The 16218-nt window shown below is 69.3% G+C and carries 11 protein-coding genes; 10 read left to right on the top strand and 1 reads right to left on the bottom strand.

The genetic code is table 11. From position 1 onward, the window contains the following. The first annotated feature begins 173 nt into the window (after window positions 1–173). The 9 genes from ACX80H_RS11145 to ACX80H_RS11105 all read left to right on the top strand — a co-directional run bounded on the left by ACX80H_RS11145 (window position 174) and on the right by ACX80H_RS11105 (window position 12613). Complete coding sequence (locus ACX80H_RS11145) at window positions 174–1142, top strand: TatD family hydrolase (protein ID WP_459313431.1); 969 nt, start codon at window positions 174–176, stop codon at window positions 1140–1142. A gap of 351 nt (window positions 1143–1493) precedes the next feature. Continuing rightward, window positions 1494–2387: a 16S rRNA (adenine(1518)-N(6)/adenine(1519)-N(6))-dimethyltransferase RsmA gene (rsmA, locus tag ACX80H_RS11140; RefSeq protein WP_459313430.1), complete on the top strand. Its 894-nt coding sequence runs from the start codon at window positions 1494–1496 to the stop codon at window positions 2385–2387. A 23-nt stretch (window positions 2388–2410) separates the two neighbouring features. Continuing rightward, entirely contained in the window at window positions 2411–3382 is a 972-nt protein-coding gene (locus ACX80H_RS11135; RefSeq protein WP_459313429.1) for a 4-(cytidine 5'-diphospho)-2-C-methyl-D-erythritol kinase, read from the top strand. 29 nt (window positions 3383–3411) lie between these two features. After that, window positions 3412–5226: an ABC-F family ATP-binding cassette domain-containing protein gene (locus tag ACX80H_RS11130; RefSeq protein WP_459313428.1), complete on the top strand. Its 1815-nt coding sequence runs from the start codon at window positions 3412–3414 to the stop codon at window positions 5224–5226. Window positions 5227–5231: 5 nt separating this feature from the next. Further along, entirely contained in the window at window positions 5232–6332 is a 1101-nt protein-coding gene (locus ACX80H_RS11125; RefSeq protein WP_459313427.1) for a glycoside hydrolase family 26 protein, read from the top strand. 519 nt (window positions 6333–6851) lie between these two features. Continuing rightward, a complete protein-coding gene (locus ACX80H_RS11120) occupies window positions 6852–8204 on the top strand; it encodes a glycosyltransferase (protein WP_459313426.1) in 1353 nt (450 codons plus the stop codon). Beyond that, window positions 8201–10042, top strand: a complete 1842-nt coding sequence (locus ACX80H_RS11115) for a right-handed parallel beta-helix repeat-containing protein (protein ID WP_459313425.1) — start codon at window positions 8201–8203, stop codon at window positions 10040–10042. Before ACX80H_RS11120 ends, ACX80H_RS11115 begins: the two co-directional genes overlap by 4 nt. After that, on the top strand, window positions 10039–11124 hold the full coding sequence (locus tag ACX80H_RS11110) for a right-handed parallel beta-helix repeat-containing protein (RefSeq protein ID WP_459313424.1): 1086 nt from the start codon (window positions 10039–10041) through the stop codon (window positions 11122–11124). The genes ACX80H_RS11115 and ACX80H_RS11110 overlap by 4 nt, the downstream gene beginning before the upstream one ends. 79 nt (window positions 11125–11203) lie before the next feature. Further along, on the top strand, window positions 11204–12613 hold the full coding sequence (locus ACX80H_RS11105) for a UDP-glucose dehydrogenase family protein (protein WP_459313423.1): 1410 nt from the start codon (window positions 11204–11206) through the stop codon (window positions 12611–12613). 73 nt (window positions 12614–12686) lie between these two features. Here ACX80H_RS11105 and ACX80H_RS11100 read toward each other — a convergent pair whose 3' ends face one another. Then, on the bottom strand, window positions 12687–13976 hold the full coding sequence (locus ACX80H_RS11100; protein WP_459313422.1) for a right-handed parallel beta-helix repeat-containing protein: 1290 nt from the start codon (window positions 13974–13976) through the stop codon (window positions 12687–12689). A 280-nt stretch (window positions 13977–14256) separates the two neighbouring features. Between ACX80H_RS11100 and ACX80H_RS11095 the strand changes: the two genes are divergently transcribed. Further along, a partial coding sequence (locus ACX80H_RS11095; protein ID WP_459313421.1) for an Hsp70 family protein occupies window positions 14257–16218 on the top strand: 1962 nt, incomplete at its 3' end.

The following is a 16218-nucleotide window of genomic DNA, read 5'->3' as shown; positions in this document are numbered from 1 at the left end:
ATGTGCGGCTGCGGCGGCAGACGTCGGCCGGAGGACCGTGTTCATCGGCACGCAGGGAACGGCCGCTGCCCGTCCGGCTCGGGGCTGGGCGGGCAGGGCCGACTGTTCGAACAGATTACTAGCTCAACTTGCTCCCCGGGAGATAAGTTCCGCGTGCTGGCTAGGCTTGAACCATGTGTAACAGTGCAGCCCACGCCCCCCACCCCTACGCCGCGGGGGAGACCCCGCCGGCCTACCGGGAGCCGGACGGCACGGACGGCACGGACACGGCAGACACAGCAGACGGAGCACCGGCCGAGCGGCGACGACGGAAGGGCGGGTACCCGCCGCTGCCTGAACCGTTGCCCGTTCCCGTCATCGACAACCACACGCACTTCGACTTCCGGGAGGGGCCGGTCGAGGTGTCGATCCGGCAGGCCCTGGACGCCGCCGAGGCTGCCGGGGTCAGGGGAGCGGTCCAGGTGGGCACCGACCTGGCCTCCTCGCGCTTCACCGCCGACGTCGTCGGACAGGACGCGAGACTCCTCGGAGCCGTCGCCCTGCACCCCAACGACGCACCGCTCCTCGAGGAGGCGGGCACCCTCGACGACGCGCTCGCCGAGATCGAGCAGCTCGCCGCCGGTCCGCGCATCCGTGCGCTGGGGGAGACGGGCCTCGACTACTTCCGCACCGGCGAGGAGGGCCGGGGCGGCCAGCTCCGGTCCTTCCGCAGCCACATCGACATCGCGAAGCGACTGGGCAAGGCACTGCAGATCCACGACCGCGAGGCGCACGATGACGTGGTGGCCACGCTCCTCGCCGACGGCGCCCCGGAGCGCGTGGTGCTGCACTGCTTCTCGGGAGACGCGGACCTGGCACGTACCTGCAACGAGCACGGCTGGTACATGTCCTTCGCGGGAACCGTGACCTTCCGGAATGCCGGGAACCTGAGGGAGGCGCTGCACGTCGCCGACCCCGCCCTCGTGCTGACGGAGACCGATGCGCCGTTCCTGACTCCGCACCCCCACCGGGGCCGCCCCAACGCCTCCTACCTGGTCCCCTACACGGTGCGGGCCATGGCCGGAATCCTCGAAGCGGACCTCGACTCCCTCTGCGCCCGGCTGACGGCGAACACGGAGGCCGTCTACGGCAGCTGGGACTGAACCCGGCGAGTAATTTCCCGAGGCCATCCGAGTGCCCGGCCGGCGAAGTCGGGTGGACGGCACTCGTGCCGGGGCAGGGACTTCTCCGTAGTGTTTCTCGAGGAGGAAGCACTGTCCGCCCGCCACCCCGTGTGGTCGGAAGACACCTCCCGCCGTCCTTCCCCTGAGACCGGAGGACGGCAGTGCACCGGCGGTTTCCTCCCCCAGCAGGGAAGCTGCCCCAGCGAGTCGGCGGCGCCGGGAGCCCTCCTGAGACCAGGGTTCCCAGACGTGCGCCGCCGACTCGCGACTGAGGTGTCGCAGAACGCCGGCCGCGGCGGAGCGCACCAGCGGGACGGATACGATGATCGGGTGACCACGCCCCCTGACGCCGGACAGCCCGCCCCCCTCTTCGGAGCCGCAGACATCCGGCGCCTGGCGGCCGAGGTGGACATCCGGCCCACCAAGACCCTCGGGCAGAACTTCGTGATCGACGGCAACACCATCCGCAGGATCGTCGCCGCCGCGAACCTCGGGACGGACGAGACCGTCCTGGAGGTGGGGCCCGGACTCGGTTCCCTGACCCTCGGCCTGCTCGACGCGGCCGAGCGCGTCGTCGCCGTCGAGATCGATCCCGTCCTGGCCGCCAAGCTGCCCGGTACGATCGCCCAGTGGCGGCCGGAACGAGCAGCCGCGCTCGACGTCGTCCTCCAGGATGCCCTGCGTGTGACGGAGCTGCCGCACCAGCCCACGTCGCTCGTGGCGAACCTGCCCTACAACGTCGCCGTCCCGGTGGTCCTCAACCTCCTCGAGCGGTTCCCCTCCCTCCGCCACGGCCTCGTCATGGTGCAGGACGAGGTGGCCGACCGGCTCGCGGCTCCTCCGGGGTCGAAGACCTACGGCGTCCCGTCCGTCAAGGCGGCGTGGTACTCGAGCATGGCCAAGGCCGGGGTGGTCGGCATGAACGTGTTCTGGCCGGCGCCGAAAATCGCTTCGGGCCTGGTCCGTTTCACCCGCAGGGAACCCCCGGCCACCACCGCGACCCGCGAGCAGGTCTTCGCCGTCATCGACGCGGCCTTCGCCCAGCGGAGGAAGACCCTGCGCGCGGCGCTCGCCGGCTGGGCCGGCAGCCCGGTTCTCGCGGAGCAGGCCCTGCGTGCCGCCGGGGTGGACCCCACGGCCCGCGGCGAAGTCCTCGACATCGGCGCCTTCGCTCGCATCGCGGAAGCCCGGGCGGAAGCAGGGGATCGGCCCGGCGTGATCTGAGCCGGTGGGCTAGGTTGGTGGGTATGGTCTCGGGCAGAACAGTCGACATCCGCTCCGGCGCGCGCTCGGTGCGCGTGAAGGCTCCCGGGAAGATCAACGTCACCCTCAAGGTCGGCCCGCCCCGCGAGGACGGCTACCACGGGATCGCCAGCGTGTTCCTCGCGGTGTCCCTCTACGAGGAGGTCACCGCCACCGAGGTCGCAGGCAGCGGCATCAGTGTGACGGTGAACGGGCAGGGCACGCTCAACCTGCCCGCCGATTCCATCCCGCTCGACAGGACCAACCTCGCGGTGCGTGCCGCCGAGCTCCTCGCCGACGTCAGCCCGGGCCGGACCGGCGTGCACCTCGACATCACGAAGCGCGTGCCCATCTCCGGTGGGATGGGCGGCGGCTCGGCGGACGCCGCCGCGGCCCTGCTGGCCTGCGACGCCCTCTGGGGCAGCGGCTTCTCCCGGGACGAGCTGGCCAAGATCGCCGTCGACCTGGGAGCCGACGTGCCGTTCGCGCTCGTCGGGGGCACCGCCGTCGGACTGGGCGTGGGCGACCAGCTGACCCCGGCCATCTCGAAGACGCCCCTGCACTGGGTCCTGGTGACCTCCGAGTACGGGCTGTCCACGCCGGAGGTCTACCGCACCCTCGACGAGATCCGCCTGCGCGACGGCGTGGACGCCGATCCCCAGCCCTCCATCGACCCTGCGATCCTCGGCGCCATGCGCGCCGGGGACGCGCTCGGCCTCGCCCCGCTGCTGCACAACGACCTCCAGCAGGCCTCGCTCGAACTCGCGCCGGCATTGGGCGATATCCTTGACAGGGGAAAGGCCACCGGTGCACTGGCCGGCATCGTGTCCGGTTCCGGTCCCACCATCGCCTTCCTGACCCAGAGCTCCGGCCACGCCGCCGAGCTGGAGGCCCTCCTCGAGTCCGAGGGACTGCAGGCGGCGTCCGTGCACGGCCCGGCGCACGGGGCTCGGATCACTCCAGACTTCGCGGGCTGACGCCCGTTCCAACCGAAAGCAGCATCTCCTTGGCACACCTCCTCGGCGCGGAAAACCTCAGCGTCGCCTTCGTCACCCGCACCATCCTGGACAACGTGTCCCTCGGCCTCGAGGACGGCGACCGCATCGGCATGGTCGGCCGCAACGGCGACGGCAAGTCCACCCTCATGCGCCTGCTCGCCCAGCGGAGCACACCCGATTCCGGCCGCGTCACCAAGCGGCGCGATGTCTCCGTGGGCTACCTCGACCAGTCGGACGTGCTCGACGGCGACCTCGAGGTGGGCCAGGCGATCGTCGGCGACCAGGCGGACCACGAGTGGGCCTCGAATCCCAAGATCCGCGACGTGATGGGCGGCCTCGTCTCCGAGGTCGACTGGCACGCCAGGGTGTCCTCCCTCTCCGGCGGGCAGAAGCGGCGCGTGGCCCTCGCCAAGCTCCTCATCGGCGACGACGACGTCATCATGCTCGACGAGCCCACCAACCACCTCGACGTCGAGGGCGTGGCCTGGCTGGCCACCCACCTCAAGCAGCGCTGGCGTGCCACCGAGGGCGGCCTGCTCGTCGTCACCCACGACCGCTGGTTCCTCGACGAGATCTGCAACCACACGTGGGAAGTCCACGACGCCATGGTCGACGACTTCGACGGCGGCTATGCCGCCTACGTCCTCGCGCGCGCCGAGCGGGACCGGATGGCCTCCGTCGTCGAGTCCAAGCGCGTGCAGCTCGTCAAGAAGGAGCTCGCGTGGCTGCGCCGTGGTGCTCCGGCCCGGACCGCCAAGCCGAAGTTCCGCATCGAAGCGGCCAACGAGCTCATTGCTGACGTCCCCGAGCCGCGGGACTCCCTCGCCCTCAGCAAGATGGCCATGTCCCGGCTCGGCAAGGACGTCCTGGACCTCGAGGACGTGAGCCTGACCCTCGACGACGGCGAGGACCGGCAGCTGTTCGACAAGATCACGCTGAGGCTGGCGCCGGGCCAGCGCCTCGGGCTCGTCGGGGTCAACGGATCCGGGAAGACGACCCTGCTGCGGCTCCTCAACGGCGAGGTGAAGCCCTCGGCCGGCAAGGTGAAGAAGGGCAAGACCGTCCAGACCGCCGTGCTGTCGCAGGAGGTGCGCGAGCTCGACGACGTGAGCAACAGCCGGGTCATCGAGGTCATCGAATCCGAGAAGCGCGTCTTCGCGGTCGGCGGCAAGGAAGTGTCCGCGAGCCAGCTGGTGGAGCAGCTCGGCTTCACGAACGAGAAGCAGTGGACGCGGGTCAGCGAGCTCTCCGGCGGTGAGCGACGGCGCCTGCAGTTGCTCCGGCTGCTCGTCGGCGAGCCCAACGTGCTGATGCTCGACGAGCCGACCAACGACCTCGACACGGACACCCTGTCCGCGATCGAGGACGTCCTGGACGGCTGGCCGGGAACCCTCGTGGTGGTCTCCCACGACCGCTACCTGCTGGAGCGTGTGACCGACAGCCAGATGGCGCTCCTCGGCGACGGCAGGCTGCGGGACCTGCCCGGCGGCGTGGACCAGTACCTCGAGCTGCGCAAGGCGGCAGGTCCGCTGACGGCCACCGGGAGCGCCGCCTCACCCGCCATCAGCGGCGGATCCACGGGGAGCTCCTCCGAGGCGGAGCTGCGGCAGGCCCGCAAGGACCTCGCCCGGATCGAACGGCAGATCACCAAGGTCGACGCGCAGAAGGGCAAGCTGCAGGAGCAGATGAACGACGCCGGCGCGAAGCCGGACGCCGACTTCGAGCACATCGCCGGCCTCAACCTCCGCCTGCAGGAGCTGCAGGCGGAGATCGAGGACCTCGAGGCCCAGTGGATGGAAACCGCAGAGGTCCTGGGGGAGTAGGGCCCATGCCGGCGGCGACGGGCGGGACCACGGGAATACGGAGGGCTGTCCTGGTCGTGGCTGCGGTGCTCATCGCCTGCCTGGCCGTCGTCCTGTTCCTGGCCGGACAGCAGGGCGGGCAGCAGGGCGGGCAGGGGAGCGGGTCGGACGACGGCCAGGAGGAGGTGTGCGGGAACGCGGACAGCCGACCATCGGCGGTCGGCTCCCTGCCTGCCTCCAGCGGTCCGGGGCCCGCCGGTCTTCCGGCCATCAGCGGAAAGCGTCCCGCCTTCGGAATCGCGACGGAGGGCGGGTTCGGTTCGCCGGGGCAGTGGGACGAGGTCGCCACCGCCCTCGGCGAGAGCCCGTCCCTGATCATGGCCTACTCGAACTTCACCGAGCCCGTGCCCTGGGCCGGTCTGGAGGCAGTCGCCGCCCGGGGCGCCACACCCGTCGTGACCTGGGAACCCTGGGATCCCGCAACGGGCCCGGACCAGACGCGTTTCGCGCTGGGCACCATCACGGCCGGTCACCACGACGCGTACCTGCAGCAGTGGGCCGGTGCCCTGCGTGCCTACGGCAAGCCCGTCCTTCTCCGCTTGGCGCACGAGATGAACTACCCCTGGTATCCCTGGGGAGCCGGTACCAACGGCAATGAGCCTGCCGACTACGTCGACGCGTGGCGCCACGTGCATGACCTGTTCGCCGACGCCGGCGCAACCAACGTCTCATGGGTCTGGAATCCCGAGGCGCCGACCTGCGACTCCCTGCCGCTGAAGGCCTTCTACCCCGGGGACGGGTACGTCGACGTCGTGGCGCTGGACGCCTACAACTGGGGCACCACACGGGAGAACGAGGCGTGGCACACCCCGCGGGAGCTCTTCGCGGAGGGACTGCGCCAGCTGCGTCAACTGGCTCCGGGTGTCCCCATCATGATCGGCGAGACGGCCTCGACGGAATTGGGCGGATCGAAAGCGGAGTGGGCGGAAGGGCTGGTGGCCTACCTCGCGGCGCAGCCCGACGTCCTGGCGTTCATCTGGTTCGACTACCGGAAGGAGTCCGACTGGCGCATTGACAGCAGCGACGCCTCACGCGACGCCCTTCGAGCGGCTCTCTCCGACCGGTGAGGGTCCCTCCGGACCTGGTCCGAATGTTAACGGCATGTTTCGGGAACATTTTGCCCGGGAGTCGGGCTGTTAAAACTCTGTGTGACATGGCGCATAAAAGCTGATCGTTCGTTCGGCACACCCGTAGTGCACCCAAGAGGTGCCCGTCCGGCGGGTGACGCAGCCGGGCTCGGCGCTCCAGTGAGACGCCAGGGCAACAAAAGTCCACGTCAGAGGGGTAGGAAGCGCACCGGAACAGCGTCTCCGGGCCTCGATGGCCCTCTCTCCGGTCGGGAGTCAATACCCGCAAACCCGCCCCGACCGTGAGTGGCCAACGCCCTGGTACCAAGTAGAAGCCCGGAATTTTCAGGTGTTCGCGTTCATCAATGGCACCCCTAATGTCGGTTCAGAAGGTTACTGACGATCTTCCGGTGACCCAGCGCTTGCCAGCTCCGCAGTCCGATCGCGGAGGAACGGTCGGGCGCACCATGCCCGCTGACGTGCAGTCCACCAGCCGCTTCCTCCCGATGAAGGACATCGATGCACCCGATCCTGCCTGCCTCCGCCCCCGATGCCGGGCCCGCCCTCGACGCCCTGTGGTCCGCCTGGACGGCCGACCTGGACTGGACCGACGTCAGCGCGTTCTGGGCCGAGGTCTCCCCCTACTTCCCGGTCGCCGTCGCCGGGGCGATCGTGTGGGGCCTCTGGCTCTACCGGTTCATCCTGTCCCACCGGGCCAAGGCCATCGTGACGGACCACCGGGCCACCACGTCCGTCGTGGTTCCGTCCTTCCACGAGGACCCCGACATCCTGATGAGTGCCCTCGAGTCGTGGCGTGCGCAGAAGCCGGACGAGATCATCATCGTCCTCGACGTCGAGGACCTCGACGCCTACGCCAGGATCGAGGCGCTGCAGGACCCGACGGTCAAGCCGATCCTGTTCCACCACGTCGGCAAGCGCTCCGCACTCGGCGTCGGCATCCGCCTCGCGCAGTACGAGATCCTGGTGCTCACCGACTCGGACACCTGGTGGCAGCCGGAGCTGCTGCGGAATGTGCAGATGCCGTTCGTCGACCCGCTCGTGGGCGCGGTGGGCACCCACCAGACCGTCTACAAGCGGGACACGAGCGTCTGGCGCCGTGTCGCCGACTGGCTCGTGAACCTGCGCTACCTCGATTACGTGCCGGCGATGGGCGCGGCCGGCGCGGTCCCCTGCATCTCCGGCAGGACTGCCGTCTACCGCCGCTCCGCCGTCCTGCCCGTCCTCGAGCACCTCGAGAACGAGTACTTCCTCGGCAAGCGCTGCATCTCGGGTGACGACGGCCGCCTCACCTGGCTGGTCCTCGCCTCGGGGTACAAGACCGTGCACCAGTCGTCGGCACGCGCCCTCTCGATGTTCCCCGCCAGCTTCCGGGCCTTCGTCAAGCAGCGCGTCCGGTGGAGCCGCAACTCCTACCGCTGCTACCTGACGGCGATCGGCACCGGCTGGCTGTGGCGGGTGCCCTTCATCACCAAGGTCACCGTCCTGCAGATCCTCCTGACGCCGGTCACCATGGGCCTGACGATGTTCTACCTCATCTTCAACCGGCTGGACTTCACGGCGCTGGGTATCGCCGCCGCGCTGTGCTGGCTGCTCCTCGGCCGCGGCGTCCGCGGTATCTCCCACCTCCGGCGCCATCCTCGGGACATCCTGATCCTGCCCGTCCTCGCCTTCGCGGTGATCCTGGTGGCACTGCCCATCAAGCTCTATGCGTTCGCCACCATGAACAAGCAGGGCTGGCTCACCCGCCACGCGCACCAGATCGGCGGCGACGGCCAGGATGCCGTAAGCCTCGAGTCGAAGACCGACGCCGCGCAGGGTACCGCCCAGGACGAACGGGAGGCCGTGGCATGACCGGCAGGAAACCGATCCTCCTCAGCATCCTCGCCCTCGTGTTCATCGCGCTCGTGGGAGCGGGTTTCATCGCTGCGGGCAACCTCTGGAAGAAAGCAGAGGCCGACGCCGTCGGGCGTAACGAGATCGCAGCCAACGGCAACGTGCAGGGCGAGCTGTATACCGGCGACCCCCGCAGCGAGGCCCGCATCGTGCAGAGCGAGGAGGAGCGCCTCGTGTACGTGCGGACCATCGCCTCCGCCGCCCGGTGGCGCGTCGACGGCCTCGAGGGGCCGTACCGTCTCCACACCGGAGCCACCAACACCCTCGTCCTGCCGGCCCGCACCGCGCCGTACACCACGGCGGACCTGCTGAAGCTCGCCCCGGACACCTTCAAGGAACTGGCGTCCTCGACCTTCATGCTGACCGAGAACATCGTGGTGCTACCCGGCGCCACCCTGTCCATCAGCGGGGGAGAGGGGATCACCGTGCGCCTGCAGAGCAACAAGGACGCCTTCGTGTCCATCGTCGCGCTCGGCGGCTCGCTCGCGGTCGCAGGGACCGAGGAGTCCGATGTGGAGATCACGAGCTGGAACGGCGCGGGAGCCGACACGGATACCTCCGACGGGCGCGCCTACGTCCGCATGATCGGCGGCCACGCCTCGTTCTCGCACGCCAGCGTGTCCTCCCTCGGATTCTGGAGCGGCAACACGGGTGGCCTCGCCCTGACCGGCACGGACACGGCCGGCACCTTCCAGGATGCTCCCGTGACGGCCGAACCGGTGGCGCCCGCCGGCGCCCGCCTGCTGCCGGAAGCGGACCTGAAGTCCCTCGCCGACCAGACGGACCTCGACTACAGCGTGGTGACGGCGGGGATCGACAACCTGACCGTCCGCGACAACGCGTTCGGCCTGTTCGTCACGAACGCCCGCGACGTCGCCATCCGCGACACCACCATCAGCGGCAGCCTGGTGGACGGCCTCGTGCTGCACCGCTCCGTCACCGACGCGACGATCACCGGCACGACGTCGTCGGACAACGCCGTGGACGGCATCACCGTGGGGCGCTCGAGCACCCGTGTCCAGCTCAAGGACGTGACGGCGAGCGACAACGGCCGCAACGGCATCTCGCTCGACGGCCAGCCGCTCGCGGACGGCCCGAATGCCGTGGGGACGGCCGTGGTCACCTACGGAGGAAACCGCGTCGTGAAGAGCACGGTCGCCGACAACGGGCGCTACGGCGTCGAGGTCAGCGGCGGCAACAACCTGCGGGTGACCGGGAACACCATCCGGGGCAACGAGGTCGGCGTCGTCGTGAACTACGCAGCGGAAGGCGTGAGCATCATCGACAACGAGTTCCGGGACCAGCACCAGCAGGGCATCGCCGTCCGGGAGGCGGGGGCGCATGCCGACATCCGAAGGAACACCATCTCCGGCGGTGACACCGGGGTCTATGTCCGCGACGCGACCGCGACGATCACGCGGAACACCATGACGTCGCTGTCCGGACACGGTATCTCCCTGGTCGGCAACGTGCCCGACACCCGGGTCGCCGGCAACGATGTCGGCGGCTACGGGACCGTCGCCATCTGGGACGAGAGGTCGACTGGCGCGGTGGTGGAGGAGAACGAGCTGCTGAACTGGCATCCCGCCCCCACCCTGCACAGCGTGATGACCTCCGTCTTCCAGCCGCTGACCTTCATCTGGCTGCTGCTCGGCGCGCTGCTCGTGGCCACCGCCTTCACCCGCAAGCGCCACCTGCGGGTGCGGACCATCCGCAACCCCTACGAGGAACGGGTGCCCCTCACGGCCCTCAGCCGAGGAATCGTCCGCATCGACGACGTCCGGAAGGCCCAGTGACGCGCCGCGGAGGGATGATCGCCCTCGTCCTAGCAGTGCTCGCCCTCGTGGTGGCAGCCGTCGTCGTGGTGGTGGGCCTGAACCGGACGGACGGCAGGGGCGCTGCGCGCGACGAGCAGGAGCCCCGGCAGCAGAACAGCCAGGAGGCCGAACCGGCGCCCGGACCGGCGCCCGGACCGGTGGCGACACCGGTCGAGTGCCCCGAGCCGACGGTGCGGGTGGCGAACTCGACGGATCTCGAGAACGCGCTCGACGCGGCCCAGCCCGGTGACGTGATCGGCCTCGGTGCCGGGGTGTACACGGGCAACTTCACGGCGGCCGCGGCAGGAACGGCCGAGCAGCCCATCATGCTCTGCGGCAACGCGGAAAGCATCCTCGACGGCGGCACCACCGACGACGGCTACGTGTTCCATCTGGAGGACTCCTCCTACTGGGTGCTGCAGGGATTCACCGTCCGCAACGGCCAGAAGGGGGTGATGGTGGACCAGAGCACCAACACCGTGATCTCCGGGCTCACCGTCACCACCACCGGCGACGAGGCAATTCACCTGCGGAAGTTCAGCACCGACAACCGGGTCATCGGGAACACCATCAGCAACACCGGCCTGCGCAAGCCCAAGTTCGGTGAGGGCATCTACATCGGCACCGCTGAGAGCAACTGGTGCGACATCAGTAACTGCGAGCCCGACCGCAGCGACCGCAACGAGATCACCGGGAACACGATCTCCGGCACCACGTCCGAGAACGTCGACATCAAGGAGGGCACCTCCGACGGTGTCCTGCAGGCCAACAGCTTCGACGGCTCCGCGATCATCGAGGCCGACTCCTGGGTGGACGTCAAGGGCCGAGGCTGGGTGATCGCCGGGAACACGGGCGCCGACTCGCCCCAGGACGGGTTTCAGACCCACGAGATCGTGGACGGCTGGGGCACCGAGAACGTCTTCCGCGACAACGTCGCCCAGGTCAACGGACCCGGAGTCGGGTACTCGTTGAAGCCCGTGCGCGACAACGTCGTCGAATGCAGCAACACGGCCTCCGATGCCGGAGAAGGCCTGTCGAACGAACCCTGCACCTCCGGCTGACCAGACCAACCCCCGCGATCAGCGCAACGACTTCCGTCCGACGATCCGCGATACCCCTTACCCAGAAAGAGGACCAACGATGAGCATTTCGCAGGAGAGCAACCAGCCACTACCCCGGGTGACCGTCATCGGCACCGGTTACCTCGGGGCCACCCACGCCGTCTGCATGGCGATCATGGGCTTCGACGTCCTCGGCCTCGACGTCGACCAGCGCAAGGTCGACATGCTCGCCGCCGGCACGGTGCCCTTCTTCGAACCGGGCCTCCCGGAGAAGCTCCGCGAGGCGCTGGACTCCGGCCGTCTGCGTTTCACCACTGACTTCGACGAGGCAGCGTCCTTCGGTGACGTGCACTTCGTCTGCGTCGGGACTCCGCAGGCCCCCAACTCCTCAGCCGCCGACCTGAAGTACGTCGACGCCGCGTTCACCGCGCTGGCCGCGCGGATCGACCGGAAGGCCCTGCTCGTCGGCAAGTCCACGGTGCCCATCGGCACCGCCGCGCGCATCACCTCACTGGTCCAGTCCATCTCCCCGCTCGGCACCGAGCTCGAGGTCGCCTGGAACCCGGAGTTCCTCCGTGAGGGGTTCGCCGTGCAGGACACGCTCTACCCCGACCGCCTCGTCTTCGGCGTCGGCTCCGCATGGGCCGAGGAGCAGCTCCGCCAGGTGTTCAAGCCCATCCTCGATCTGGACACGCCCGTAATCGTCGCCGACCTGGCGACCTCCGAGCTCGTCAAGGTCGCGGCGAACTCCTTCCTCGCCACCAAAATCTCCTTCATCAACGCGATGGCGGAGATCTGCGAGGCCACGGGGGCGGACGTCAACCACCTCGCCAAGGCCCTGAGCCTGGACGACCGGATCGGCGGACGCTTCCTGAAGCCGGGTCTCGGGTTCGGCGGCGGCTGCCTCCCCAAGGACATCCGGGCGTTCAAGCACCGCGCCGAGGAACTCGGGGTCGGACAGGCCGTGAGCTTCCTCGGTGAGGTCGATTCGATCAACAACCGTCGTCGCGTGCGCACCGTCGATCTGATCCGCGAGCTCGCCGGCGGGAACCTCGCCGGGGTCCGCGTGGCCGCCCTGGGTGCCGCCTTCAAGCCCAACTCCGACGACGTCCGCGACGCCCCGGCCCTTGATGTGGCACGGCTGCTCTACCTCGAGGGAGCGATCGTCACGGTCTACGACCCGGAGGCCAACGCCAACGCGCACCGCGCCTACCCGGACCTCAACTATGTGGACTCGATGACCGAGGCCGTGGACAAGGCCGACGTCGTCGCCCTGCTCACCGAATGGTCCGAGTTCAGGAACGCCGATCCCGACACTCTCGGCGCCCTGGTCAGCCACCGCCGGATCCTGGACGGCCGGCACGCCCTGAACGCCAATGACTACACGTCGAAGGGCTGGCAGTACCGGGCACTCGGCCGCCCGGCCCAGGCTGCGACGGTGGAACTGGCCAGCGACGTCCGTGACGAGACGCCGACCCTCGCGCTCTAGGCACGGAGCGGCGGGAACGGCAGGGGCCGGGTGGGATGTACCACCCGGCCCCTGCCGTCGTCCGGACCTGCGGCTAGCGGCAGGCGATGTTGGTCAGGCCGCGCGCGGCACCGCTCGGCTTGCACGTGACCGTGGTCCCGAGCGAGGCCGACTGGACCCACACCTCGTAGCCGGGGACGCCGCCCTGCACCGTGTTGCCCGTGAAGACGTTGCGGGTGCCCCAGCCCGCGGAGACCGCGTGCACCTGAAAGGCGTCGAGCTTGGTGCCGAGTCCTGAGTTGCCCTCCACCCGGTAGCCGTTGCCCTTCACATCGACCCAGGAGTCCGCGAAGTTCGCACCCGACGTGCCCGAGTTCGTGAAGACGTTGCCGGCGATCACGCCGCCGGTGGTGCCCTCCTTGACGTCGACACCCTCCGCGGCGGTGTTGGTGATGCGGTTGCCGCGCACCGAGATGCGGTCCGAGCGGTCGGGGACCGCGCCGACCCAGTTGCTCGCGGCGCTGCCCACGTAGATCCCCTCGCCGTACTCGGGCTGCCGGAGGCCCGTGTCGTGGATGAAGGAGTTGAGGATGGCGCCGTCGCTGCTGCCGGAGCGGAAGTGCACTGCTTCCGCGCCGATCGTGCCGACGTCCACGCCGCTGATCACCGTGTTCCTCGAGCCGTCGAGGACGATGCCCTTGGCCGACGAGGCGACCGAGATGCCGGTGATGCGCCAGTTCGAGCCCGTGACGTGCAGGCCGTAGCCCGAGGACATCGAGCCCGTGGAGAGCACTGCATTACGGGATCCGCGCAGCGTGATCGGAGCGGACGCCGTGCCCGAGGACGACGCCGTGAAGCCACCGAGATAGCGCCCGTCACGCAGTTCGATGACCTGGCCGGGCCGGGCGGTGGCGAGCGCGGACTTCAGGGCGGCCGCGGTCGAGACCTGCACGACGCCGGCGGGCGCGGGTACGGGCGCCGGCGCAGGTGCGGGAGCCTCGACGGGGGTCGGTTTGGCGGGCGGCCGGGCGGCTACGGTGAAGGACACGGTGACTTCCTGACGTCCGGCGGGCGTTTCCCACCGGGCGTTGAGCTTATGCGCTCCGGCTCCGGTGGTCACGGGCCAGGTGTACGGTGCCTTCGCGTCCTGACCGATGTAGATCCCGTCCAGCTTGAACTTCACCGTGGAACCGGCGGCGGCGGCGACGGTCGTCGAGAAGACGCCGTCGGCCTGGACGCTGTTGGCGAGGACCGCGCCGTCGGCGAGGACGGGAGGCGTCGCCGCGACGGCGGGGGCGGCGAGAAAAAAAGCAGCGATGGCGGCGACGGCTGCGCCTGCTGCGGTGCGGGCACCGACGGTGCGCAGCATAGGGGAGGGGAACATGCTCATCTTTCTGGAGAGACCTTCCCGCGCTCCGCGGGCCAGTTCACCTGAGGCTAGCCAAGGTCGCGGATGGGCCTCTACAGTTCCGGGACCAGCCTTGCAAGAAACAGTGGAACCTGTGCAAATGCTCGGAATTACTTGTGCCAATCACCGCTGCGTGAATCAGGTAGTCCTTCGCGGAAGACAAGTAGGGGGGCGCGCGACACCACTCTCGTCTTGCTCCATGCTGTCCTGTTAGCTGGGGAGGAATGGTCAATGACGAGCATGACGTGGGGAATCTATGAGCTACGGTCTCGGGATCGATGTAGGAACCATCTTCACGGCCGCTGCTGTCGTCCGTGCCGGCACCTCCGGGCCGGACACGCCACAGATCCTGCCGCTGGGGAGCCGGTCCGCATCGATACCGACGGTCGTCTTTCTCGGGGAGGACGGCACCCGGCTGGTCGGTGAGGCCGCAGAACGCCGGGGACTCTCGCAGCCGGAATGCGTCGCCCGGGAATTCAAGCGGCGGATGGGCGACGACGTCCCGTTGATCGTGGGTGGCAGGGAGGTCCGGCCTGAAGAACTCTTCGCCGCCGTGGTCACGTGGGTGGTGGAGGTGGCCGCCGAACGGGAGGGCGAACGTCCCGAGGTGGTCACCCTGACACATCCAGCGAGCTGGGGTGGGCACAGGACCTCCCGCCTGACGCGGGCACTGGGCGAGGCGGGCATCGGCGACGTCGTCCTGATGACCGAGCCCGAGGCGGCCGCGCTCTCGTACGCCTCGCGCGAGCACGTCGCCGGCGGCAGCACCCTTGCTGTCTATGACCTGGGCGGCGGCACGTTCGACGCGACGGTCGTACGGAAGTCCGACGCGGACTCGTTCAGCGTCCTCGGGGTTCCCCAGGGGCTCGAACGCCTCGGCGGGGCGGACTTCGACCAGGAGATCTTCCACCACGTCCTCGACAGCGCGAAAATCCCCACCGCGGACCTGGATCCGGCCGATCCAGACGTCGTCACGGCACTCAATCGCCTGCGCAGGGAGTGCGCGGAAGCCAAGGAGGCGCTGTCATCGGACTCCGAGGCGACCGTCTCCGTGATGGTTCCCGGAACCCACTCCTCCGTACGCCTGGTGCGGTCGGAGTTCGAGGCGATGATCGAACCCGCCCTCGCCGAGACGATCGACACTCTGCATGCAGCCCTCGAGAGCGCGCAGGTCAGCGCGGAGGACCTGACCGCGATCCTGCTGGTCGGCGGATCGTCGCGGATTCCTTTGGTCGCACAGCTCCTGTCCGTCGAATTCGACCGACCGCTCGCCGTCGATCTGGACCCCAAGGCGTCGGTTGCGCTCGGTGCGGCCTTCGCGACAGCCGCCCTGGAGGACGCCCCGGACCAGGAGGCAGCTCCTGCTGCCGGAACTGCTTCCCAGGGTGTCACCTCCGGCGGTCCGCCCGGACTCGACAGGGCAATCCCGGGCATCAATGCAGCCGGATTCGGGCTACCGTCCAGGGTTCCTGAGCCGCGCCACGGACCGGCGGCCATGACGTCGAACAGGCGGCTCGGACTGCGCGCAGGGGCCATCGCCGCAGCAGTGGCGTTGCTGGGCATCGCGACTGCATCAGCCACCAATTCTCCCAATCCACTGGCAGCCCTCTCGGCGCTAGCGGGCGACCCACGGGCAGAGGCCGCCGAGGAGCCCGTGCCCGGTGAGGGGACGGAGGGCGCTACCACTCCTGCGGAGGCAGAAGGGATCGAAGGGATGCTCGGGCCCGTCGTCGCGCCTGATGACGGTTCGAACTTCCTGGCCCGTGCAGGAATCCTGGTCGCGGAACCAACGGCAGCGGGTGAGGCGAAGAGCGCAGAGGCTGGTTCTTTCAGCTCGCCCGACAGCACGAGACGAGCCACGAGCAAAGCCCCGGGTGCTGCAGGCGAGGGAGCGAAGACCCGCCGGGAGTCGACCGACGGTACCCCGTTGGGGAACAGCCCGGCACCGGCTCCATCCTCCTCTGTGGCAACCCCTCCCGGTGCTGTCCAGAAGCCGGGCACGAGCCCGGTCGACCCCACGCCGCCGGTTCCCTTCCCGCCGGCGGGTCCCACTCAGGGGCCCATCCCGGACCCGACTCCTTCGCCGGAACCGCCCGTGACGGATCCTCCCGTGACGGATCCTCCCGTGACGGATCCTCCCGTGACGGATCCTCCCGTGACGGATCCTCCCGTGACGGATCCTCCCGTGACGGATCCTCCCGTGACGGATCCTCCCGTG

The sequence above is a fragment of the Arthrobacter pasteuri genome (genome assembly GCF_054510955.1).
This window is presented reverse-complemented; position numbering and strand designations above follow the sequence as displayed.